Below are 21,415 nucleotides of genomic sequence, written 5' to 3' on the forward strand. Positions count from 1 at the left end.
GTCAGCGCCCGGGCCGCCTGGCGACCAGCACCTCGGTGGTCAGTCGCTGCTCCCACCGGCCTGTGGGATTGTCGTCGAGGAGCGCTTGTCGCAGTGCCTTGACGAAGGCGGGCAGACGGTCGCCGAGGCGGGCGGGCGAGCTGTAGGAGTAGGAGAGCTGGAGGCCGATCAGGCCGTCCACATCCCAGGTCAGCCTTCGGGTGAACACCTGGGACCCCAGGATGCTGAAGGGGGAGGCGGCCAGGACGTCGTCGTGGTGCTCGCCGGTGGCGTGGAAGGAGTTGGCGGCGGTGTGGATGTCGAGCCCGAACTCCTCGCAGACCCGCCTCTCGACCGGCTGCCACGGTTGCGCGTCCGGCTGCCACGGCCCTCCCGGTCGCCGCGCCGGGCCGACAAGCGCCACCGCGCCGCCGGGTGGCAGCAGCTCGTCCAGGTCCACCAGTACGGACCTGCGGTCCATCCAATGGAACGACCGGCCCATCACCACGTGCTCGAACGGCGGCAACGCGCGCAGTACGGTCGAATCGCCGTGCAGCCAGGTGATATTGGTGACCCCCTCGGCCCGCCGTCTGCCCTCCGCGAGCATTTCCAGCGACGGGTCCACGGCGACTACCGCCTTCATCCGGCGGGCCAAGGGGATCGCGATGGTCCCGGGGCCGCAACCGAGATCAAGGACGCGCCCGTCCGTCCCGAGCGTCGTCGCCAGGTGCTCCGTCGTCGCCGGGCCGTGGTCCGGGCGGTATCTGGCGTAGTACGGCGCAGCGCTTCCGAACAGGTCCTCCATGAACGGAACCATAGAAGAACACCAGAACCTCGAAGCCGCCCCCAACCGGAGCCGGAAAGCCGGAAGGGGTGTGCCGTGATCACGGCACACCCCTTCCGAACTGGCGGAGGATAGGGGATTTGAACCCCTGAAAGGTTGCCCTTTACACGCTTTCCAAGCGTGCGCCCTCGGCCACTAGGCGAATCCTCCGCCGACGAGCTTACCGGACTTCCAGCACTGTGGTGACCGCGATTTTTCCGGGACGCTCTTGGCCCGAACCGTGGAGCGAGCACTGCTGAGGCCGGTTAGACTGTCCAGGGACCCCTCGCGCGGCGTCATCCTGTGAACCTCCCCAGGGCCGGAAGGCAGCAAGGATAAGCGGGCTCTGGCGGGTGTGCGGGGGGTCTCTTCGTTGAGAGCCCCCTCGCAGGCGGGATGGTCGCATGAGCCTTGCGCTTTACCGCAGGTATCGACCCGGGACCTTCGCCGAGGTCAAGGGTCAGGAACACGTCACAGATCCGCTGCGGCAGGCGTTGCGTACGGGCCGCATCAACCACGCTTACCTGTTCAGCGGCCCCCGTGGATGCGGCAAGACCTCCAGCGCGCGGATTCTCGCCCGCTCTCTCAACTGCGAGCAGGGCCCGACGCCCGACCCCTGCGGCACCTGCGAGTCGTGTGTCGCGCTCGCCCCGACCGGCCCCGGCCACCTCGACGTCATCGAGATCGACGCGGCCTCCCACGGTGGCGTCGACGACGCCCGTGACCTGCGCGAACGCGCCTTCTTCGCGCCCGTGTCGGCGCGCTACAAGATCTACATCATCGACGAGGCGCACATGGTGACCCGCGAGGGTTTCAACGCGCTGCTCAAGCTCGTCGAGGAGCCTCCGCCGCACCTGAAGTTCATCTTCGCGACGACCGAGCCGGAAAAGGTCATCGGCACCATCAAGTCGCGTACGCACCACTATCCGTTCAGGCTGATGCCGCCGGCGACGCTCAAGGTGTTGATGGAGGAGATCCTCACCTCCGAGGGCGTGCCCTTCGAGCCGCCCGCCCTGCCACTGGTCGTACGCGCGGGCGCCGGCTCGGCACGTGACTCGCTCTCCATCCTCGACCAGCTCCTCGCCGGGGCCGAGGAGGACGGCATCACCTACGCCAAGGCCGTCTCCCTGCTCGGCTACACCGACGGCGACCTGCTCGACGAGGTCGTCAACGCGTTCGCCGCGCGTGACGGCGGCCAGGTGTTCCAGGCGGTCAACCGGGTGATCGAGGGCGGCCACGACCCGCGCCGCTTCGCCTCCGACCTGCTGGAGCGCTTCCGCGACCTGGTGATCCTGGCCAATGTGCCCGAGGCGGCGTCGAGCGGGCTGCTCGACCGTCCCGCCGACGAGCTGGAGCGGCTGGTGCAGCAGGCGTCCTCGATGGGACCCGCCGAGCTCACCCGCGCGGCCGAGATCTTCAACGCGGGGCTCACCGAGATGCGCGGCGCCACCTCGCCGCGCCTGCTGCTCGAACTCATGTGCGCGCGCGTCCTGCTGCCGGGCGCCTCGCAGGGTGAGGCGTCCCTGCTCGCCCGGCTCGAACGCCTGGAGCGCGGCGGCACGGTCGCCCAGATGGCCTCCAGGGCGGGCGCGGTGACGATCCCGCGTCCGGCGGCTTCAGGCGGCCATGACGTGCCCGTTCCCGCCGTCGCTCCTCCGGCCGTCCAGGTCGCCGCGCCCGTGGCCGCCGGTCACGACGCGGTGGCTCAGGAGCCCGCGACGCCCGTCGACGGTCCCGCGCCTGTGAGCGGAGGGGCCGACGACTGGCCCGAGCCCGTACGTCCCGGCTCGGCGGCGGCCCAGGTCTCCGGCGCGCCCGCACCGGCCCCCACCGCTCCGGCTGCGGCTCCGGTCGCGTCCGGCCCGGTCGCGGGCGGGGCGGGCGGCATGCAGCAGCAGTGGCCCGCCGTGCTGGCCGCGCTCAAGCAGCGCAGCATCGTGGTCTGGGCCAACGTCAGCACGAACGCGCAGGTCGTAGGCGTCGAAGGCAACCTGGTCACGCTCGGGTTCAGCCAGGTCGGCGCGATGAAGAACTTCACGGGCGGCGGCAAGGACGCCGTCGTGGCGACCGCGCTCGGCGACGTGCTCGGCGGCACCTGGCGGGTCGAGGCGGTGGTCGGCGGCTCACCGGCGCCCCAGGCCACCCGCGGCCCCGCACGCCAGCAGCAGCCGTCCGGCGGCCACGCCGCCCCCGCGCCGCAGGCGGCCCCGGCCGCCGGTCAGGCGACGACCAGTCCGCAAGGCGGGGCCGGCGTCCAGGCGACCTCCCAGGGGCGATCCGGCTCCCACGGCGGCTCCCAGGACGACCAGGCATCCCCGGACCCGGGCCAACCTCCGGCCGCCGCGTCCGCGCCCCCGACCACCGACGAGTCCTGGCCCGACGCGCCCGACGACCTCAGCCCCGGTTCCCCGCCGAGCCCCGACCCCACCCAGACCGTGACCGCCCGGCAGCCCGCCGGTGCGCCGGCCGGAGCGGGCCTGGCCGCCGCGCGGTCGGCTGCCAAGGCGGCCGCCCAGGCGGGGCCACGTGCCCCCGCCTCGCGCGCGGGCGGCGCGGCGGCGTGGCCGAGCGCCATCCCCGGTCGTGACAAGGCCGCCGACGCCGACGAAGTCGACCCGCTGAACGACGCCGACGCCGACGTGGACGCCGTCTCCGGCATGGCCCTGCTGCAACGCGAACTCGGCGCCCAGGTCATCGGCGAGATCGACCACACCTGACGACGGCCGCCCGGGACCGGCGTGGTCAGGGGAAGAGACGGGCGCGGGCGGCGGCCGAGCGCGGGTCCGTCGGTGGCAGGGCCGACAGGCGTTCGAGCACCTGGTAGTCGTCGCGGCCGTTGGGAGTCTGGGCGTACGTCCACAGGTCCTCGGGGGAGCCGTGGCGCAGGAGGCACGCGCGTACCTGGGCTTCGAGTTCCTCGCGTTCGCGCCGGATGTCCGGCGACTCCGAGCGCGGCAGGAGCGGGCCGGGGTAGGAGCGGGCCAGGGCGGCGGTGTCGCCCGACGCCAGCAGCCGGCGAAGGCCGAGGAAGTCGGCCTCGACCGGGCACACCAGCCGGTACGGCTTCGCCGCCAGCACCTCCCCGAGCTGGCTGCGCAGCCGATGGATCTCGGCCCGGATCGTCACCGGGTTGCCGTCGTCGCCGTACAGGTGGAACGAGAGCTGGTCGGCCGACAGGCCCTGGGGGTGCAGGGCGAGAAGGGCGAGGATCTCGGCGTGGCGCAGTGAGAGCGGGTGCGCGCGGTCGCCGAGGTCGGCCGTCGGGGGGCCCTCGCCGAGGCAGGTCAGGCGGAGGGTGGGCGGCGTCGCGGACGGGGTGTCGCGCAGGAGGTAGCCGTCGCAGAAGGGTTCAAGGAAGGCGACGCTCCCGTCGCGCAGGATCATGCGCTGGCCGGACAGGGACAGGCGGGTGCCGAGCCGGCCCATGGGATCGCCCGAGATGACCCGGCCCGTGGGGGACAGCAGAATGCCTCCCCGGTTGCGCAGGGACTCGTAGCGGCGGCGCAGGCGTTCGTCGCGCTCGTGCATCCGTACGGCGAGCTGCGACTCGGCGAGCTTGGCCGTCGCGCTGACCAGGGCGACCGTCGCCGGATGCAGGGAACGCGCGATGCCGCTGACGTCGACGCAGCCGATGACGTCGCCCGACTCCGGATCGCTGATCGGCGCCGCGCTGCACGACCAGACGTGCAGCACCCGCATCAGGTGTTCCTCGGAGTAGACGTGGACCGGCCGGCCGGTGGCGAGCGCCGTGCCGATGCCGTTGGTGCCGGCCATGCACTCGCCCCAGTGGTGACCGTCGGCCAGGCCCACCTGGTCGGCGTCGCGCAGGATGCCGCCTTTGCCCTCCCGCCAGAGGACCCGTCCGTCACGGTCTGTGACGATCATGACGTGGTCGGTCTCGTCCGCCAGGCCGGAGAGGGTCTGGGCGAGCAGCGGCAGCAGCGGTTGCAGCGGATGAGCCTCGCGGATCTCGTCGATGTCGGCGGACTCGCAGACCAAAGGAGCACTCCGGCCATCCGGGTCGATCCCCGCCGCAAGCGATCGCCGCCAGGACGCCGTGATCAGAGTGCGAGGCGAATCGGGGGAACTCTGTCCCGTAGTCGCCGCTTCGTGTGCTCCGCGTAGAAGGCGGGAGTACGCATCGAGATGGCCGTAACTCATCGGTCACTCCAAGTAGTCAACAAGAGCATCCGTCCTGGCGGCGATATGCGCAAGCCGTTCAGGGGGATTGCGAAGGGTGATTGAATGAACGCAACGTGTGTGCAACGTTGGTCGCACTAGCGTTCCGAAACACGCGTCGGCGTGGTGCGGCCGCTCCGTCCGACGTGATGGCCGGGTCTCGGACACTGGAGGGGGGCCGAGATCCGGCCATGACCAAGGACCGTGACGTGTCTGGAGGGAAACATGGGGAGCCCTCCCAGTACATGACGCCGCCCAAACACCGTAGGCTCGTGGCAGTCAAGAACCGGAGCCACGAGGAGCGCACGACGGTGAACCCAGGGGATGTCAACCTGCAGCAGCTGCTGGAGCAGGCTCAGCTCATGCAGCAGCAGCTTGTGAGCGCCCAGCAGGAGCTCAACGACGCGCAGATCGAGGGCTCGTCAGGCGGCGGCATGGTCACGGCCGTCGTCAACGGCTCAGGTGAGCTGCTCGAACTCAAGATCGACCCGAGCGTGATCGACGCGGCCGACCCGCAGGACACCGCCGACACGATCGCCGACCTGGTGATCGCGGCCGTCCGCGACGCGGTGCGCGCCGCCGCCGACCTGCAGCAGGAGAAGCTCGGCCCGCTCGCCCAAGGTCTGGGCGGCGGCGGACTCGGACAGCTGCCAGGGTTCTAGGCATGTACGAAGGGGTCGTCCAGAACCTGATCGACGAGCTCGGCATGCTGCCCGGGGTCGGTCCCAAGAGCGCGCAGCGCATCGCGTTCCATCTGCTGTCGGCCGACCCGGCCGACGTCAAGCGGTTGGCGCACGCGCTGCTCGAGGTCAAGGACAAGGTGCGCTTCTGCCGGGTGTGCGGCAACGTGGCCTCCGAGGAGGAGTGCCGCATCTGCCGCGACCCGCGGCGCGACACGCACGTCATCTGCGTGGTCGAGGAGTCGAAGGACGTCGTGGCGATCGAGAAGACGCGCGAGTACCGCGGCACGTACCACGTGCTCGGCGGCGCGATCAGCCCGATCGACGGTGTCGGCCCCGACGACCTGCGCATCCGCGAGCTCATGACGCGCCTGGCCGACGGGCGGGTCACCGAGCTCATCCTCGCCACCGACCCCAACCTCGAAGGCGAGGCGACCGCTACCTACCTCGCCCGTCTGGTCAAGCCGATGGGCATCAAAGTGACACGACTCGCCAGCGGCCTGCCGGTGGGCGGTGACCTCGAGTACGCCGACGAGGTGACCCTGGGCCGTGCTTTCGAAGGACGGAGGCTCCTGGATGTCTGATATGTGGGATGTGCTCGCCGAAGAGATCGCCGCGCACGCGCAGAACTACGTCGACGGCCTGACCAGGGTCGCCGGCGGCGAGGGCGGCGACGCGATCTGGTCGCTGCTCCTGGTGGAGGTCGCGCAGGTGAGCCTGGCCGGGGCCAAGCTCGGCGCCAACCGCGACGTGATCCTCTCGGGCAACTACGAGCCGCCGATGAGCGAGGACCCCGACATCGACGGCGTGCGCACGGCGCTGGCCGAGCGGCTGGAGGCGGTCGACGACTACGCCGAGGTGTTCGACCCGTACAAGGACACGTCGGTCACGCCGTACCGGCTGTCGGACGATCTGACCGCGGTGGCCGCCGACCTCATCCACGGGCTGCGTCACTTCCACGCCGGCCGTCCGCACGAGGCGTTGTGGTGGTGGCAGTACTCCTACTTCAACACTTGGGGCAACCATGCGGGCGCGGCGATGCGCGCGCTGCAGGCCCTCGCCGCGCACTCGCGGCTCGACGTGGCGGAGGAAGCCACCACCGTGTGATGATCATCCACATAGTGGTATGAACCATCAGCCCCATGAGAGGCCCCCAGTAGACTGGCAGTTCACAGTCCAGACCGGGAGACTCTCGTGGCGCTCGTTGTGCAAAAGTACGGTGGTTCGTCCGTCGCCGACGCGTCCTGCATCAAGCGGGTCGCGCAGCGGATCGTCGCGACGAAAAAAACCGGCAACGACGTGGTCGTGATCGTCTCCGCGATGGGCGACACGACGGACGAGCTGCTCGACCTGGCCGAGCAGGTGTCGCCGCTGCCTCCAGGCCGCGAGCTCGACATGCTGCTGACCTCCGGAGAGCGCATCTCGATGGCCCTGCTGGCCATGGCGATCGCCAACCTCGGCCACGAGGCCCGTTCGTTCACCGGCTCGCAGGCCGGCGTGATCACCGACTCCACCCACGGCAAGGCCCGCATCATCGACGTGACGCCGGGCCGCATCCGTGAGGCGCTCGACCAGGGGCACATCGCGATCGTGGCCGGGTTCCAGGGCGTCTCGCAGGACACCAAGGACATCACCACGCTGGGCCGCGGCGGCTCCGACACCACGGCCGTCGCGCTCGCGGCGGCCCTGGAGGCCGACGTCTGCGAGATCTACACCGATGTCGACGGCATCTTCACGGCCGACCCGCGCATCGTCCCCGTGGCCCGCAAGATCCCCAGGATCTCGTACGACGAGATGATGGAGATGGCGGCCTGCGGCGCGAAGATCCTGCATCTTCGCTGCGTCGAGTACGCTCGGCGGTTCGACCTGCCGATCCACGTACGCAGCTCGTTCAGCACCAGGGAAGGCACGTGGGTCGTCTCCGACCCTTACACCGAAGGAACCGAGATGGAGCAGCCGATCATCTCCGGCGTCGCGCACGACCGGAGCGAGGCCAAGATCACTGTTGTCGGGGTCCCCGACAAGGTCGGCGAGGCTGCCTCGATCTTCAAAACGCTGGCCGAAGCCGAGATCAACATCGACATGATCGTCCAGAACGTCTCGGCGGCGGCCACGGGCCGTACCGACATCTCCTTCACGCTGCCCACGGCCGACAGCCAGGTCGCGCTGACGGCGCTGAAGAAGATCCAGGGCCGCATCGGCTACGAGTCGCTGCTCTTCGACGACCAGATCGGGAAGGTGTCGCTGATCGGCGCGGGCATGCGCTCGCACCCCGGCGTCACGGCGACGTTCTTCGCGGCCCTCGCCGACGCGGGGGTCAACATCGAGATGATCTCCACCTCGGAGATCCGCATCTCAGTGATCGTCGAGCAGGACGGTGTCGACGCGGCCGTGGCGGCCGCCCACCGAGCCTTCGATCTCGACGCCGACCAGGTCGAAGCCGTGGTGTACGGAGGTAGCGGACGATGAGCAGGCCCAATCTCGCACTGATCGGCGCCACCGGCGCCGTGGGCACCGTCATGCGGGACATCGTGTCCAGCCGGGAGGACATCTGGGGCGAGATCCGTCTCGTCGCCTCCCCGCGCTCGGCGGGCAAGGTGCTGCGCGTGCGCGGCGAGGACGTCGTGGTCCAGGCGCTGGCGCCCGAGGTCTTCGACGGCATCGACATCGCCATCTTCGACGTGCCCGACGAGGTGTCGGCCGTGTGGGTGCCGATCGCGGCCGAGCGTGGCGCGATCGCGATCGACAAGTCCGGCACGTTCCGCATGGAGCCCGACGTGCCGCTGGTGGTGCCGGAGGTCAACCCGCTCGACGCGCGCGAGCGGCCCAGGAACATCATCTCGACCCCCAACTGCACCACGCTGTCGATGATGGCGGCCATGGGCGCGCTGCACGCCGAGTACGTGCTCACGGAGCTCGTCGTCGCCTCCTACCAGGCGGTGTCGGGCGCGGGCGTGGCGGGCTCGGCGCGGCTCTACGACGAGGTCGAGGCGCTGGCCGGCGACCGTTCGGTCGGCCAGACGGCCGGCGACGTGCGCAACGTCCTGGCCGACAAGCTGCCCGGGGAGTCGCCGTTCCCGGCGCCCATCGCGTTCAACGTGGTGCCGTGGGCGGGCTCGTACAAGGACGGCGGCTGGGCGTCCGAGGAGCTCAAGCTCCGCAACGAGTCACGCAAGATCCTCGGCATCCCCGGCCTGAAGGTCTCCGCGACCTGCGTCCGCGTGCCGGTCATCACCACGCACTCGCTGGCCGTGCACGCCCGCTTCGAGCGGGAGATCACGGTCGAGGACGCGCACCGAGTGCTGTCGGCGGCGCCGACGGTGGTGCTGATGGACGACCCGGCCAACGGCGTCTTCCCGACGCCGCTCGACGTGGTGGGCAACGACCCGACCTACGTGGGCCGCGTCCGCCAGGCGATAGACTTCCCGAACACGCTCGACCTGTTCGTCTGCGGCGACAACCTGCGCAAGGGGGCCGCGCTGAACGCGGCGGAGATCGCCGAACTGGTGGCCTCCGAGCTGTAGGCCCGGCCGACTCCGTGGGGACGCCGTGCCAGTCGCGGCGTCCTTCGCCTTTTCACGGAGAGTCGCCTGTCACGGAGAGTCGCCTTCTCAAGGAGAGCTCCGGCGGCGCGACGGCGGGCGGGGCCTGTCACCGGAACAGGATGTCCCAGTGGCTGTTCTCGTTGGCGAAGACGGTTCCGGTGGCGGAACGGTAGAGCGCGGCGCCGTCACCGCGGACCCCCGTCTTGCGGTGGTTCCTGGTGATGTAGCGGTCGATGCACGCGTTGTGCGTGATGTCGAGCTTGTAGCCGTTCCCGTGGCTGTACTGGCCGGGTGCGTGGCCCGTCTCCGTGCCGCCGGTCACCATGACCGGGCAGCCGCTGTCATGCTTGAGGTCGATGATCCGGGCGATCGTGCCGGCCCTTACGGAGTCGAGCGAGGTGCAGTGGTGCATGTGGCGGCTCGTACAGTGGCCCGACGACTTCGTGCGCAGGCCCGAGCTCTTCAGCCAGCGGGCGGCCAGGGCGTGGGTCATGTGCATCGCCGCCTGCCTGGGCACCGTGCGCGCCAGATCAAGCTGAGATCGCTTCTGCGCCCTCTGTGGCCGGAACTGAGGCACGACGGCCTCCTCGACGCTCGCGGGCCTCGTGGCGGCCTCTGAGCGCTCGGCGCGATCCTGGGCGTACGTCTGCTCGACGAACGCCTCCTCGGCGTCGGCCCAGGCGTCCTCCGCCTCTTCTGAGTCCTCCCTCCCCAGCTGCGACTCGGCGGCCGTGGGGTCCGCCTGGTGGTGCTCAACCTGGTATGTCTCCGCCATGGCTGCCTCGACGGCGGCCTGCCGGATGTTCGTCCACGGCCCGTCGATCCCCTCCGGGAACCACAGGGACAGGTCGATCCCCCCGGTCTCGTCAGGACGGTTGAACGGTGTTGGCGCCTGAGCCCGCTCTCCACCTGATGGGTGGGAGGCGGCGGAAGCGGCCGACGCCAGCGCGATTATGGTGATCTGAATGCCGAGGAGCGCCACCACGAAGGTGCGCGCTGTTCCACGTATCCACATGTCGATGCCTTTTCGCGGAAAAGAGCCCTTCCGCCTGAAACGACAATCCCACCATTCCCAGGAGATAACTCATGTCTCATAGCCATCTTTGCCCTGTGGCGGCGATCACCGTGCCACTCCATGACCCACCGCGCTTTCAAGACGTAAAGTGACGAACGTGTCCGAAGCCCGAAACAGAGGATCGGAGAGCACCCGAGAGGTCATCGTCGAGACGGCCTTGCGACTGTTCCGTGAGCGTGGCTTCGACGCGACGACCATGCGCGCCATCGCCGCCGAGGCAGGGGTGTCAGTGGGCAACGCCTACTACTACTTCGAGAGCAAGGAGGCGCTGATCCAGGCCTATTACGACCGCGCGCAGGCCGAGCACGAGCAGGCCTGCCGGGAGTTCCTGGCCACGGAGAGGTCGTTCGCCGCGCGGCTGAGCGGGGTGCTGTGCGAGTGGGTGCGGGTGTCGGAGCCGTACCACGAGTTCGCGGTGAAGTTCTTCAAGCACGCGGCCGAGCCGACGAACCCGCTGAGTCCGTTCAGCGCCCAGTCGTCGCCGGCGCGGGAGGCGTCCATCGGGATCTACCGCGACGTGGTCGAGGGGTCGAAGGACCGGATGAACGCCGAGCTGCGGGCCGAGCTGCCCGAGCTGCTGTGGTTGTTGTCGATGGGCATGGTGCTGTTCTGGGTGCACGACACCTCGCCGGGGTGCGTGCGCACGTACCGGCTGATCGAGGTGACGGTGCCGCTGGTGGATCGGCTGGTGGGGTTGTCGCATCTGCCCGGGTTGCAGGGGATCACGAAGGACTTCATCGCGGCGGTGCACGAATTGCGGGCCTGAGGGGCTCCTGGTAGCGACATACCGCTTGGTATGGTCGGCTCACCGTCATCGAACCGGAGGCCCTGAATGACGCCGAACTGGGGCATGACCATCCCCTTCTACGACCGTTCCCTGGCGAAGTCGCAAGAGCTGATCGCGGAGCTGCCGGGCCTCGGCTACACCGACGCCTGGTCGGCCGAGGTCAACGGGAACGACGGGTTCGTCCCGCTGGCGCTGGCCACGCAGTGGGCTCCGGGGTTGCGGCTCGGGAGCGCGATCGTCCCGGTCTCCACGCGGGGGCCGGGATTGCTGGCGATGTCCGCGGCCACCTTGGCCGACCTGGCGCCCGGCCGGTTCGTGCTCGGCATCGGCTCCTCCTCGCCGGCGATCGTCGAGCGGTGGAACGCCGGGGAGTTCGCCAAGCCGTACGCGCGCACCCGAGACACGCTGCGCTTCCTCAGAAGGGCGCTGGCGGGGGAGAAGGTCTCCGAGCGGTACGAGACGTTCGAGATCAAGGGATTCAGGCTGGAACGGGCGCCGAAGACCGCCCCCAGGATCGTGCTGGCCGCGCTGCGGCCCCGGATGTTGCGCCTGGCCGCCGAGGAGGCCGACGGCGCGATCACCAACTGGCTCGCCCCCGAGGACGTGCCCAAGGTGCGCGCCGAGATCGGCCCGGACACCGAGCTGATCGCCCGCCTGTTCGTCTGCGTGAGCGAGGACGCCGACAAGGTGCGCGAGATGGCCCGGCGGATGCTGGCCGGCTACCTGACCGTCCCCGCGTACGCCGCCTTCCACGACTGGCTGGGCCGGGGCGAGGTGCTGCGTCCCATGCACGAGGCGTGGGCGGCGGGCGACCGCCAGGCCGCGCTCAAGGCCATCCCGGACGAGGTGGTCGACGCCCTCGTCGTCCACGGCGACGCCGCCACCTGCCGGGCCAGGATCCGCCGGTACGTCGACAACGGGCTCGACACGCCGGTGCTCGCGCCCATCCCCGGCGGCGAGGTGCCGATCGAGCAGGCCGTACGCGACCTGGCCCCCATCCGGGAGGGCTGATGGACGACGTGCTGCGGCTCGACGCCGTCGGCCAGGCCCAGGCGGTCAGGGACGGGCAGGTGTCGGCCCGCGAGCTGGCAGAGGCCGCCATCGCCGCCATCGAGGCCCACGACGGCGAGCTCAACGCCGTCGTCCACCGGCGGTTCGAGCGGGCGCTGGCCGAGATCGACGCCCTTCCGGCGGACGCGCCCTTCCGCGGCGTGCCGATCCTGCTCAAGGACCTGGGCTGGCGGCAGGCGGGCGAGCCGTACGGCGCGGGCTCGCGGGTGCTCGACGGCCTGGACGACGCCCAGGACGGCCACGGCGTCGTCCGCCTGCGCCGGGCGGGATTCGTGCTGCTGGGCCGGACGAACACCCCCGAGTTCGGCAGCACGGTCACGACCGAGCCGGCGGCGTTCGGCCCCACCCGCAACCCCTACGACCCGGCGTACTCGGCGGGCGGGTCGAGCGGCGGCTCGGCGGCGGCGGTGGCCGCCGGCATGGTCGCGCTGGCCACGGCGAGCGACGGCGGCGGTTCGATCCGCGTCCCCGCCTCGCTGTGCGGTCTGGTCGGGCTCAAGCCGACGCGCGGCCGGCTGAGCATGGGCCCGTCCGCGGGCGAGGGCTGGAGCGGCTTCTCCTGCCCGGGGTTCGTGAGCAGGTCCGTCCGCGACACGGCGGCCGCGCTCGACGCGGTCTCCGGCTACGAGCCGGGCGACCCCTACGACGCCCCGGCGCTGCCCGGCCCGCTGACCGCCGAGCTGGACGCCGACCCCGGACGGCTGCGCGTCGGCTTCCTGACCGCCCACCCGCGGCAGGACGTGCCCGCCGATCCCGACCTGGCCGAGGCCGTCACCAGGGCGGCGGCGCTGCTGGAGAGCCTCGGGCACGACGTGGCCCCCGGCGGCCCGCGGGCGCTCGCCGAACCGGAGTTCGCCCGGCACTTCGGCGCCATCGTCGCCAACAACCTCGCCGCGCACGTGCTGAGCCTGGGCGCGGCCCGCGGCAGGCCGGTGGAGCCGGACGAGCTCGAACCGCGCAACGCGGCCATGGTCGCCGCGGCCCGCGCCAACAGCGCGGCCGACCACATCCTGGCCACGCAATGGGTGGACGGCTTCCGCCGCCGCATGGCCTCCTGGTGGGCCGAGGGCAACGACCTGCTGCTGATGCCGTCGTCGGGGGCGGCGCCGTTCCCGCTCGGCTGGATCCCGCCCGCCGACCTGAGCACCGCGTTCGGCAGGACCGCGCAGGTGGTGGCCTACACCTCGCCGATCAACGCGACCGGCCAGCCGGCGATCTCGCTGCCGCTGCACAGGAACGCGGCGGGGCTGCCGGTCGGCGTGCAGCTCGTGGCGGCGGCGGGCCGGGAGGATCTGCTGATCCGGGTGGCCGCGCGGATCGAGCAGGTCAGCCCGTTCGTGCATGCCGCCATGCGGTGACCGTCAGGAACCCCTCACCCGGCTGACGCGTTATGTCGTGAGAAGCCGGGGGTAGGAGGTTCCTCATGATGGCGAAGGCAGCACGGGCAGCGGCGGCGTGGCGGACGTACCGCGAGGTGACCAAGCCTGGCACGCCGGGAATGATGACCAGGGTGCGGGCGATCCCGCGCATGATCGGCGCGGTCACGCGCGGCCGCTACGACGGCATGGGCAAGGGCAGGCTCGCCCTGATGGCGCTCGGCGTGGTCTACATCCTGTCGCCGATCGACGTCATCCCCGACTTCCTGGTGCTCATCGGGGTGGCCGACGACTTCGGCGTGTTCCTGTGGCTGATCGCCTCGCTGCTCGGCGAGAGCGGTCGCTACGTCGAGCACGAGCGCAAGGTCATCCAGGCCAGGCTGGTCGAGGACGAGGGTTAGATCTCCTCCATCCGCAACCAGGCGCGCGAGGGCAGCGGATGCCCGAACAGGCGGGCGGCGTTGCCGTAGGCGACCCTGGCGATGTCGGCGGGCGGGAGCGCGCCGAGGTTGCCGGCCACGGCCTTCTGGGTGTCGGGCCACGTCGAGTCGGAGTGCGGATAGCCGCTCTCCTGCAGCACGTGGTCGAGCCCGACCGCGAGGCGCACGCCGGACAGCGCGTGGTCGTCGAGCGTGCCGAAGAAGAAGTTGCGGCGCAGCACCTCGCTGGGCTTCAGGCCGCCGTCCCAGGCGGCCTCGCCGGCGACCGGGTGGTCGAGCGCGTAGTCGGCGCGCTCGGCCAGCATCGGCAGCCAGCCGACCCCGCCCTCGACGATGAGGATGCGCAGCCCGGGGAAGCGCAGCGGCAGGCCCGACCAGAGCCAGTCGGCGCAGGCGAACATGGCGCTGGTGGGCATCAGCGTGGTGATCGCCTCGATGGGCGTGTCGGGAGAGGGCACGGGCGACCAGGAGGAGTCGCCGGTGTGCAGGGCCACGACCGTGCCGGTCTCCTCGCAGGCGGCGAAGAACGGGTCCCAGTGGCCGGTGTGGATCGACGGCAGCCTGAGCCGGGTCGGGAACTCGGGGAAGACCACGGCCTTGAAGCCGCGGGCGGCGTTGGCCCTGATCTCCTTGGCGGCGATGTCCGGATCGGGCAGCCAGGGCAGTTGCAGGCCGATGATCCGCTCGGGGTAGGTGCCGGCCCAGACGTCGATGTGCCAGTCGTTCCACGCCTTGACCAGGGCCAGGCCGAGCTCCTGGTCGCGGGTCCTGGCGAACGGCATGCCCGCCTGGCCGGCCAGCATGCCGGGGAAGCAGAGCGCCGCCCAGATGCCGGCGACGTCCATGTCCTGGACGCGGGCCTCGATGTCGTGGCAGCCGGGACGCATCTGCTCGAACCTGACCGGATCCAGGGTCCACTGCTCGCGCGGCAGCCCGGCGCCCACGTCGATGCCCGCGCACGGGTACGTGGCCCCGCCGTAGCGCCAGACCTGGTGACCGGCGTCCGTCTCCACGACCTTGGGCGCGACGTCGGCGTATTTCTCCGGGAGCCTGTCCTCGAAGAGGTCAGGAGGCTCGATCAGGTGATCGTCGGCAGAGATGATCACATAGTCGCGCCGCCGGGGATCAGGGTCGGGGAGCAGCGGCGTAGTCACGCAGGTAACCGTACGACGACGGCATAACGTCGAACAAGCTGCGACGTATCCGTTGGGTATCCATACGTTCGTACCCGGGACCGCCTGGAGGGGGATGGCGGCGGTCCCGGGCCGTGGGGTCCTTGAGGATGCTGCCCCTTGCGGACCCCGGCGGCTTCTACCCGCGGGAGATCGAATCAGTCAGGAGATTTCGGCGAAGTTCGGCGATGGTGGACCGCTCGACCTGGAGGACGCCGGTGACGTAGCGCTCGACGGAGCCGTGCCGCTCGATCAGGTCGTCCAGGAACAGGCGCATGGCCTGGGCGGGGGCCTGGCCGAACCCCGGCCACATCAGGGCGTCCGGATGCCTGGTGTGCCGGTCGGCGATGAAGCGCTCGGTGGCCAGGCCGGTCAGGGCGTAGTCGGCGACGATGTCGTCCTCGGCCACGCCGGCCAGGGAGAGGATCAGCGCGGTGAGCAGGCCGGTGCGGTCCTTGCCCACCGCGCAGTGGACGACGACCGGCGCGTTGTCGTCGACGGCGATCGTCTCCACGGCGGTGCGCAGGTTCGCCACGCCGTCCTCGGTCATCTCCAGGTACCGGTCGGCGAGGTAGCGCTCGACGCCGAGCTCCTCGCTGAACTCGGCGATGTTCCAGGCGCGGCCCTCGATCGGCAGGTTCCGGTAGGTCAGCCCTTCGGTCTCCGGCACCCGGCCGGACCTCTCGACCTCGGAGGAATGCCGCAGGTCGATGACAGTGCGCACGCGCAGCGCGTGGAAGGCGGCCAGGTCGTCGCCGGACAGCCAGCCCAGGGAGTCGGCCCGGTAGAGCCGCTGCCACCGGACGGTACGCCCGTCTTCGGTGGCATATCCACCTACGTCACGAAAGTTGCGGAGATTGGTGAACTCAATGTGGCGGATCACCCTTCAACCTTAGTTGGCGGCGGTTTCCGCCTCCGGGGACGCCACGGGCTCGCCGGAGGCCTTTCCGGCCTTCCGCTCGGCCACCTCGCGCCGGATCAGCATGATCCAGCCACCGATGGCGATGCCGATGAACAACCACCACTGGACCCCGTAGGCCAGGTTGAGCCCGCCGCCGGAGCCGACGTCGGGCGCGGGCACCGGCGCGGGTGCCGAGCCGGACGCCGGCTGCTGCCCGGTGAGCTCGACATAGCCGCCCACCAGCCGGTACGGCCACCGCTTCCCGATCTTGTCCGCGTCGATCAGCAGCACCTGGCCGTCCGGCAGGCCGGACCGTTCGCGGATGCCGGTGGAGTCTTCGGTCTCGTTCAGACGTAGCCGTCCGGTGACAGTTACCTGTCCGGTGGGCGGGGCGGGGACCGGGGGAGCCGCGTCGGCGCTGGCGGCGGCCGGGATCCAGCCGCGGTTGACGATCACCGCGGCGCCGTCGCCGGTGACGAGGGGGGTCAGGACGTAGAAGCCGTTCTGGCCCTCCTGCGGGCGGCGGCGTACGAGCAGGCCGTTGGCGGCGTCGTACGTGCCGGAGGCGACGACCGTGCGGTAGCGGTCGGCCTCGCCGACCTGCCGGCCGGGAGCCGTGAGCCGGTCGAGCGGGGTGGGGGCGGCCTCGATGTTGGAGGTCACCCTGTCCTTGTTGTCGGACCGCTCCTCGAAACGCCCGAACTGCCACCTGCCCAGGAACACGAACGAGGGGATGACCAGCAGCACCACGACGTGGAGCGCCAGCCACCGGGGCGTCAGCAGGAACCGGTACACGCTTCAAGGTTAGGCACCGGTGCGGGTGCTCCCTCACGCGGCCGTCCGGCTAGACGCTCCGCAGCCCGGGGCCCGGGCCGGGCACCGGCGTCACCTCGCGCGGACCGGCCACCTCGTGGCCCTCTGCGCAGCGGAAGCGCAGCTCGACGGGGGCGCCGCAGTCGCGGTGGGTGAGCCGCACCGGCGGGCCCTCGTCGTCGGCCAGGTACTTGTCACCCCAGTGCATGAGCGCGACCAGCAGCGGATAGAGGTCGCGGCCCTTGTCGGTGAGCCGGTATTCGTCGCGCTGGCGCTGGCCGGGCTCGCGGTAGGGCTCCTTGCGCAGCAGGCCCTCGTCGACCAGCCGGGCCAGGCGGGCGCTGAGCACCTGGCGGGGGGCGCCGGTGATCGCCTGCATGTCGGCGAACCGCCGTACGCCGCGGAACGCCTCGCGCAGCACCAGGAATGTCCACTTCTCGCCGACGATGTCCAGGGTGCGCTCGATCGAGCAGTTGTCCACCCGGAAGCCCAATCGGAACGGCACGTTCATCTCCCCATCATATCTGAGTTCAATTGACAGACCCAGCTGTGAAAGGCACGCTGAGTCTATGCACGGAACTCAGATCCGCCCGGTCCGCCCGGACGACGAGGAACGGATCAGACGCTTCCTGACCGGGTTGTCTCTGCACACGCAGACGTTGCGGTTCTTCACCGGCCTGGCCGTCCCGGCCGCCCACCTCGTACGCACCCTGCTGACCCTGGACGAACGCCGCGACGCGCTCGTCGTCACCGCCGGGGACGAGATCGTCGGGCACGCCATGAGCTACCGGGGCGGCTGCGCCGACGTCGAGATCGCCGTCGTCGTGGCCGACCGCTGGCAGGGGTGCGGGCTCGGCCCGTGGCTCGTCGACGCCTTGCTGCTCAGGGCCGCCGGGCGGGGCGCGCGTACCGTGGGGATGGACGTGCTGGGCGAGAACCGGCGGGTGCTCGGGCTCGTCCGCAGGCTGTGGCCGGACGCCAGGATGAAGGTCGCGTCCGGGACGGTCGAGGTGACCGCTATGATCGATCTGGCCGGAGTATTTGCGGAACAAGGTTCTGGTAGCACACCATTGACAGTGTGAAGAGTGTCAAGAACGGACGCGACGGCCGCACCCGCATCATCGAGGGTGCCCTCCGCCGCTTCAGCCAGGACGGTGTCTCGGCCACCACGCTGGCCAGTCTGCGCGAGGAGAGCGGTGTAAGCGTCGGCAGCTTCTACCACCACTTCGCCAGCAAGGAACATGTCTACGGCGTTCTGTACGCCGAGATCCTCGACGCCTACCAGCAGGCGTTCCTCGCCGAGCTGGTCGGTCACGACGACGCCCGCGCCGGCATCGAGGCCGTGGTCGCCTTCCACATGCGCTGGGCCGGCGAGCACCCCGAGCGGGCCAGGATCCTGGTCAGCGAGCGCCCGCCGCGCAAGCACGAGCCGGGCGGCGCGGAGGTCGCCGAGGCCAGGCGGGCGTTCTTCCGCCAGGTCTCCGACTGGTGGAAGCCGCACATGAAGAACGGCCGGCTCCAGCCCGTCCACGCCACCATGTGCTACGTCCTGTGGCTCGGTCCCGCGCAGGAGATGTGCCGCCTGTGGTTCGCCGGGGCGCACACCCCGACAGAGGAAGAGATCAAGGGCCTGGGCGAGGCGGCCTGGCAGAGTCTCCGCCAGCGCGGGGAGCAATGATCTGAGTACCGTCTGTGGTGTTATTGTCCAAATGTGAGAAGACCTCGGGCTCTGGTACTGCCCGACCTGCCGGAGAGCGCGCTCGCCCGCCTGGGCGAGGTCGCCGACGTGGCCGAGGCTCCTCCGCGGCCCAGCGTCGGCTTCACCGACGAGCAGCTCGCCGACCTGGTCATCGAGACCGGCGCGAACGTGCTCATCACCGACGGCGACCAGGTTCGCACCTCGGTACTCGGACTTCACATCGACATCGTGGCCAGCCTGGGCGCCCCCACGGGCGTGGACCTGCGCCTGGCCGCCGAACGCGGGGTCACCGTCCTGCACGCCCCCGACCGCGACCCGGAGGCGGTGGCCGAGCTGACGCTCGCGCTGCTGTTCGCGGTCAGCAGGAACATCGTCACCGCCGACCGTGAGGTGCGCAGGGGCCGGGCGCACCGCGGCAGGGTGCCCCCGGCCCAACGCCACCGCGGCAGACGGCTCACCGGCCGCACGCTGGGCATCGTGGGCCTCGGACGGATCGGCCGGGCCATGCGCTGGCGCTGCCAGGGGCTGGGCATGCGGGTGGTCACCTGCGACCCGTTCGTCCCCGAGGCCACGCACACCCTGCCCGCGCTGCTGGCGGAGGCCGACGTGGTGTCGCTGCACGTGCCGCTGACCCCGGACACGAGGGGCTTCTTCGGCTACAGCGAGTTCGGCGCGATGCGCCACGGCGCGATCTACCTCAACACCTCACGCGGAGCCCTGCACGACCTGACCGCCCTGGTGGACGCGCTGCGGCAGGGCCAGGTCGGCGGCGCCGGGCTCGACCACTTCGAGGGCGAATGGCTCGATCCGGCCCACCCGCTGACCAGGCTGCCGAACGTCGTGCTCACGCCCAGACTGGGCGAGGCCACCGGGGAGAGCCTGGAGGAGCTGGCGGAGGCGCTGGTGGAGGACATCGCGCGGCTGCTGCGGGGCGAGCCGCCCGCCTACGCGTGCGCGCCGGTCAGGCCGGTTGCCGGATCCGCGTCCTGACCTGCCAGCGGGAGCGGTCGAGGGAGATGTCCAGCCGCAGGTCGCCGCGCTGCCTGCGCAGGCCGGGCACGCGCACCCGGTCGTGGACGTCGAACCTGCCGCGCGAGGGATAGCCGAACCCCAGCTCGCCGGGCAGCACCCGCAGGTCGTCGCGGTTGCCGCAGCGCGGGCAGGTCCACGAGACGAGGTCCAGGCCACGGTTGTAGTCGGAGCAGGCGTTGAAGTACTCGTCGGGCCCGAATCGCGATTCGCAGGCCAGGCAGGGGATCAGCATGGTGGCGCGCTCCTCGGTGCGGCGTCTTGCACCCTTAGAGATACCGCCACCCACTTGTCCATGGCTTGCAGAACGCTTGGGGGTGTACGTAACAGTATGAGCACTGTCGGTGGCTGGTGAAAGGATGGTGTCCGTGGAACGACTGCGCCATCACCTCCTCGAAACCGGCTACACGATCGACGGCGTCCGCGACCGGCTCGGCGCCATGGCGGCCTCGGCCCTGGCGCGGGAGGAGCTCGTCCCGGCCCTGCGGGCGACCGCCGACGGCGACCCCCTGGCCACCCTGATCAGGCTCTGGTGGCTCGGCGTGCCGGTCCCGGCCAGGGCCGTGCCGGCCGCCGTCCTGGAGTCGGGCCTGGTGTCGGCCGACGGCGACCTGATCAGGGCGACCGTGCACCTCCAGCCCTGGGAGACCGGCGGCTACGTGGTCTCCGACCGCAAGGTCCGGCCCGGCGACCCGGCGCTGCGGGCCGACCACGTCGTGGGGGCGGGCGGCGCCTCGGCCAACCTGGCCCAGCTCGTCACCAGGCGTGCCGTCCCGCGCGCGCTCGACCTCGGCACCGGCTGCGGCGTCCAGGTGCTGCACCTGGCCGGCCGCGCCGAGCAGGTGGTGGCGACAGACCTCAACCCGCGCGCCGTCGAGCTGGCCCGGCTGAGCTGGGAGCTGTCCGGCGTGCCGGGTGTCGACGCCCGGGTGGGGTCGATGTTCGAGCCGGTCGAGGACGAGCTGTTCGACCTGGTCGTCAGCAACCCGCCGTTCGTCATCGCCCCCGGGGCCGAGCGCACGCTGACCTACCGCGAGTCCGGCGGCGAGGCCGACGACTTCTGCCGCGACCTCGTCCGCCGCACCCCGCGCCACCTGGCGCCCGGCGGACAGGCCCACTTCCTGGCCAACTGGCTGCACGTCGAGGGCGAGGACTGGCACGACCGGGTGGGCGGCTGGCTGCGCGAGACCGGCTGCGACGCCTGGGTCGTCCAGCGCGACGTCCAGGACCCGGCCGAATACGTCGAGCTGTGGCTCAAGGACGCCGCCGAGCAGGGCACCAAGGGCTACACCGACCACTACGACCGGTGGCTGGCCTGGTTCGACGAGCGCAAGGTCGAGGGCATCGGCTTCGGCTGGATCACCATGCGCAACTCGGGCACGCTCGACCCGGTCGTGCGCGTGGAGCACCTTCCCCACCAGGTGGCCCTCCCGGTCGGCGACTACGTCGACGACGTGCTCGACGCGATCGCCGCCGCCCACCGGGCCGCCGACCTCGACGGGGCGCTGCTGCGCACGGCAGAAGGGGTGCTCGACGAGCGCGTCGGCCTGCCCGGCGCCGAGGACCCGATCCGGATCGTGCTGCGCCAGACGCAGGGGCTGCGGCGCAGCAGGGAGGTCGGCACCGTCGAGGCCGCGCTGGCCGGCGTGTGCGACGGCGACCTGGCGCTCGGGCCGCTGCTCAACGTGATCGCCGAGCTGGTCGGCGACGGCGAGATCCCCAACGCCGACGCGATCCGGCCGCTCATCGCCGAGGGTTATTTCCTGCTTTGATTCACCGTTGATCCGACGTTGACCCCCCGGGTGGAAGCTCTTGACCGAGACGCGGGCCTGGGGGGTTCAAAGGT

At 71.0% G+C, this 21,415-nt stretch carries 22 protein-coding genes, 1 tRNA gene and 1 other RNA gene; 15 read left to right on the forward strand and 9 right to left on the reverse strand.

Annotated elements, in window-relative coordinates; translation table 11 throughout:
• Window position 1 precedes the first annotated feature (1 nt).
• Both AB0J97_RS02970 and AB0J97_RS02975 read right to left on the reverse strand, forming a co-directional pair.
• A complete protein-coding gene (locus tag AB0J97_RS02970) occupies window positions 2-784 on the reverse strand; it encodes a class I SAM-dependent methyltransferase (RefSeq protein WP_364083692.1) in 783 nt (260 codons plus the stop codon).
• A gap of 101 nt (window positions 785-885) precedes the next feature.
• Window positions 886-973 (reverse strand) — tRNA-Ser (locus AB0J97_RS02975).
• A gap of 106 nt (window positions 974-1,079) precedes the next feature.
• Between AB0J97_RS02975 and ffs the strand changes: the two genes are divergently transcribed.
• Window positions 1,080-1,175: signal recognition particle sRNA small type (gene ffs, locus AB0J97_RS02980), an RNA gene on the forward strand.
• Between the two features lie 31 nt (window positions 1,176-1,206).
• Window positions 1,207-3,519 (forward strand): DNA polymerase III subunit gamma and tau, encoded by a 2,313-nt coding sequence (locus AB0J97_RS02985; protein ID WP_364083695.1) that lies wholly within the window; start codon window positions 1,207-1,209, stop codon window positions 3,517-3,519.
• Window positions 3,520-3,544: 25 nt separating this feature from the next.
• Here AB0J97_RS02985 and AB0J97_RS02990 read toward each other — a convergent pair whose 3' ends face one another.
• Window positions 3,545-4,801 carry a GAF domain-containing protein gene (locus tag AB0J97_RS02990; protein ID WP_364083698.1) on the reverse strand — a complete coding sequence of 419 codons (1,257 nt, stop codon included), beginning with the start codon at window positions 4,799-4,801 and terminating at the stop codon, window positions 3,545-3,547.
• 491 nt (window positions 4,802-5,292) lie between these two features.
• On the opposite strand from AB0J97_RS02990, the gene AB0J97_RS02995 reads away from it, so the two are divergent.
• The 5 genes from AB0J97_RS02995 (at window position 5,293) to AB0J97_RS03015 (ending at window position 9,185) form a co-directional block, all read left to right on the forward strand.
• Window positions 5,293-5,643: a YbaB/EbfC family nucleoid-associated protein gene (locus tag AB0J97_RS02995; protein ID WP_125640519.1), complete on the forward strand. Its 351-nt coding sequence runs from the start codon at window positions 5,293-5,295 to the stop codon at window positions 5,641-5,643.
• Between the two features lie 2 nt (window positions 5,644-5,645).
• Window positions 5,646-6,245: a recombination mediator RecR gene (recR, locus tag AB0J97_RS03000; protein ID WP_357693436.1), complete on the forward strand. Its 600-nt coding sequence runs from the start codon at window positions 5,646-5,648 to the stop codon at window positions 6,243-6,245.
• Complete coding sequence (locus tag AB0J97_RS03005; protein ID WP_352362187.1) at window positions 6,238-6,768, forward strand: DUF5063 domain-containing protein; 531 nt, start codon at window positions 6,238-6,240, stop codon at window positions 6,766-6,768. The genes recR and AB0J97_RS03005 overlap by 8 nt, the downstream gene beginning before the upstream one ends.
• 87 nt (window positions 6,769-6,855) lie before the next feature.
• Window positions 6,856-8,130 carry an aspartate kinase gene (locus tag AB0J97_RS03010; RefSeq protein ID WP_357693438.1) on the forward strand — a complete coding sequence of 425 codons (1,275 nt, stop codon included), beginning with the start codon at window positions 6,856-6,858 and terminating at the stop codon, window positions 8,128-8,130.
• Entirely contained in the window at window positions 8,127-9,185 is a 1,059-nt protein-coding gene (locus AB0J97_RS03015) for an aspartate-semialdehyde dehydrogenase (protein WP_357693440.1), read from the forward strand. The genes AB0J97_RS03010 and AB0J97_RS03015 overlap by 4 nt, the downstream gene beginning before the upstream one ends.
• Window positions 9,186-9,312: 127 nt before the next feature.
• Here AB0J97_RS03015 and AB0J97_RS03020 read toward each other — a convergent pair whose 3' ends face one another.
• The gene (locus AB0J97_RS03020) at window positions 9,313-10,221 is read right to left on the reverse strand and encodes a hypothetical protein (RefSeq protein WP_364083704.1); all 909 of its coding nucleotides are present in this window, start codon (window positions 10,219-10,221) and stop codon (window positions 9,313-9,315) included.
• A gap of 157 nt (window positions 10,222-10,378) precedes the next feature.
• Between AB0J97_RS03020 and AB0J97_RS03025 the strand changes: the two genes are divergently transcribed.
• From AB0J97_RS03025 to AB0J97_RS03040, 4 genes are all read left to right on the forward strand, one after another.
• Window positions 10,379-11,047, forward strand: coding sequence for a TetR family transcriptional regulator (locus tag AB0J97_RS03025; protein WP_364083707.1), 669 nt, complete (start codon window positions 10,379-10,381; stop codon window positions 11,045-11,047).
• Between the two features lie 66 nt (window positions 11,048-11,113).
• Window positions 11,114-12,079, forward strand: coding sequence for an LLM class F420-dependent oxidoreductase (locus tag AB0J97_RS03030; protein WP_364083710.1), 966 nt, complete (start codon window positions 11,114-11,116; stop codon window positions 12,077-12,079).
• Window positions 12,079-13,497, forward strand: coding sequence for an amidase (locus AB0J97_RS03035; RefSeq protein WP_364083713.1), 1,419 nt, complete (start codon window positions 12,079-12,081; stop codon window positions 13,495-13,497). Before AB0J97_RS03030 ends, AB0J97_RS03035 begins: the two co-directional genes overlap by 1 nt.
• A 65-nt stretch (window positions 13,498-13,562) precedes the next feature.
• Window positions 13,563-13,916 (forward strand): YkvA family protein, encoded by a 354-nt coding sequence (locus AB0J97_RS03040; protein WP_364083716.1) that lies wholly within the window; start codon window positions 13,563-13,565, stop codon window positions 13,914-13,916.
• On the opposite strand, the gene AB0J97_RS03045 is transcribed toward AB0J97_RS03040, so the two are convergent.
• From AB0J97_RS03045 to AB0J97_RS03060, 4 genes are all read right to left on the reverse strand, one after another.
• Window positions 13,913-15,109 (reverse strand): amidohydrolase family protein, encoded by a 1,197-nt coding sequence (locus AB0J97_RS03045; protein WP_357693452.1) that lies wholly within the window; start codon window positions 15,107-15,109, stop codon window positions 13,913-13,915. The genes AB0J97_RS03040 and AB0J97_RS03045 overlap by 4 nt on opposite strands.
• A 157-nt stretch (window positions 15,110-15,266) precedes the next feature.
• A complete protein-coding gene (locus tag AB0J97_RS03050; RefSeq protein ID WP_364083720.1) occupies window positions 15,267-16,010 on the reverse strand; it encodes a tyrosine-protein phosphatase in 744 nt (247 codons plus the stop codon).
• A 9-nt stretch (window positions 16,011-16,019) separates the two neighbouring features.
• The gene (locus AB0J97_RS03055) at window positions 16,020-16,823 is read right to left on the reverse strand and encodes an SURF1 family protein (protein ID WP_357693456.1); all 804 of its coding nucleotides are present in this window, start codon (window positions 16,821-16,823) and stop codon (window positions 16,020-16,022) included.
• A gap of 49 nt (window positions 16,824-16,872) precedes the next feature.
• Window positions 16,873-17,352 carry a helix-turn-helix domain-containing protein gene (locus tag AB0J97_RS03060; RefSeq protein ID WP_357693457.1) on the reverse strand — a complete coding sequence of 160 codons (480 nt, stop codon included), beginning with the start codon at window positions 17,350-17,352 and terminating at the stop codon, window positions 16,873-16,875.
• Window positions 17,353-17,410: 58 nt separating this feature from the next.
• Here AB0J97_RS03060 and AB0J97_RS03065 point away from each other — a divergent pair, with 58 nt between their 5' ends.
• The 3 genes from AB0J97_RS03065 to AB0J97_RS03075 are packed head-to-tail and all read left to right on the forward strand — an operon-like array spanning window position 17,411 to window position 19,530.
• The gene (locus AB0J97_RS03065) at window positions 17,411-17,923 is read left to right on the forward strand and encodes a GNAT family N-acetyltransferase (protein WP_364083725.1); all 513 of its coding nucleotides are present in this window, start codon (window positions 17,411-17,413) and stop codon (window positions 17,921-17,923) included.
• The gene (locus tag AB0J97_RS03070) at window positions 17,920-18,519 is read left to right on the forward strand and encodes a TetR/AcrR family transcriptional regulator (RefSeq protein WP_364083728.1); all 600 of its coding nucleotides are present in this window, start codon (window positions 17,920-17,922) and stop codon (window positions 18,517-18,519) included. Before AB0J97_RS03065 ends, AB0J97_RS03070 begins: the two co-directional genes overlap by 4 nt.
• A gap of 33 nt (window positions 18,520-18,552) precedes the next feature.
• Window positions 18,553-19,530, forward strand: a complete 978-nt coding sequence (locus AB0J97_RS03075; protein ID WP_357693463.1) for an NAD(P)-dependent oxidoreductase — start codon at window positions 18,553-18,555, stop codon at window positions 19,528-19,530.
• Here the strand turns inward: AB0J97_RS03075 and AB0J97_RS03080 are convergent.
• On the reverse strand, window positions 19,502-19,804 hold the full coding sequence (locus AB0J97_RS03080) for a hypothetical protein (protein ID WP_357693465.1): 303 nt from the start codon (window positions 19,802-19,804) through the stop codon (window positions 19,502-19,504). The genes AB0J97_RS03075 and AB0J97_RS03080 overlap by 29 nt on opposite strands.
• Window positions 19,805-19,928: 124 nt before the next feature.
• Between AB0J97_RS03080 and AB0J97_RS03085 the strand changes: the two genes are divergently transcribed.
• The gene (locus tag AB0J97_RS03085; protein WP_364084239.1) at window positions 19,929-21,341 is read left to right on the forward strand and encodes a methyltransferase; all 1,413 of its coding nucleotides are present in this window, start codon (window positions 19,929-19,931) and stop codon (window positions 21,339-21,341) included.
• The last annotated feature ends 74 nt before the right edge of the window (window positions 21,342-21,415 follow it).

Origin of the sequence: Nonomuraea sp. NPDC049607 (assembly GCF_040675375.1) — a bacterium.
Classification (GTDB): Bacteria; Actinomycetota; Actinomycetes; order Streptosporangiales; family Streptosporangiaceae; genus Nonomuraea.

Excerpts from the sequence above, each read along its gene's own strand:
- AB0J97_RS02970 (WP_364083692.1), bottom strand. The coding sequence starts at position 784 with ATGGAGGACCTGTTCGGAAGCGCTGCGCCGTACTACGCCAGATACCGC.
- AB0J97_RS02985 (WP_364083695.1), top strand. The coding sequence starts at position 1,207 with ATGAGCCTTGCGCTTTACCGCAGGTATCGACCCGGGACCTTCGCCGAG.
- recR (WP_357693436.1), top strand. The coding sequence starts at position 5,646 with ATGTACGAAGGGGTCGTCCAGAACCTGATCGACGAGCTCGGCATGCTG.
- AB0J97_RS03005 (WP_352362187.1), top strand. The coding sequence starts at position 6,238 with ATGTCTGATATGTGGGATGTGCTCGCCGAAGAGATCGCCGCGCACGCG.
- AB0J97_RS03015 (WP_357693440.1), top strand. The coding sequence starts at position 8,127 with ATGAGCAGGCCCAATCTCGCACTGATCGGCGCCACCGGCGCCGTGGGC.
- AB0J97_RS03020 (WP_364083704.1), bottom strand. The coding sequence starts at position 10,221 with ATGTGGATACGTGGAACAGCGCGCACCTTCGTGGTGGCGCTCCTCGGC.
- AB0J97_RS03030 (WP_364083710.1), top strand. The coding sequence starts at position 11,114 with ATGACGCCGAACTGGGGCATGACCATCCCCTTCTACGACCGTTCCCTG.
- AB0J97_RS03035 (WP_364083713.1), top strand. The coding sequence starts at position 12,079 with ATGGACGACGTGCTGCGGCTCGACGCCGTCGGCCAGGCCCAGGCGGTC.
- AB0J97_RS03040 (WP_364083716.1), top strand. The coding sequence starts at position 13,563 with ATGATGGCGAAGGCAGCACGGGCAGCGGCGGCGTGGCGGACGTACCGC.
- AB0J97_RS03060 (WP_357693457.1), bottom strand. The coding sequence starts at position 17,352 with ATGAACGTGCCGTTCCGATTGGGCTTCCGGGTGGACAACTGCTCGATC.
- AB0J97_RS03065 (WP_364083725.1), top strand. The coding sequence starts at position 17,411 with ATGCACGGAACTCAGATCCGCCCGGTCCGCCCGGACGACGAGGAACGG.
- AB0J97_RS03080 (WP_357693465.1), bottom strand. The coding sequence starts at position 19,804 with ATGCTGATCCCCTGCCTGGCCTGCGAATCGCGATTCGGGCCCGACGAG.
- AB0J97_RS03085 (WP_364084239.1), top strand. The coding sequence starts at position 19,929 with ATGGTGTCCGTGGAACGACTGCGCCATCACCTCCTCGAAACCGGCTAC.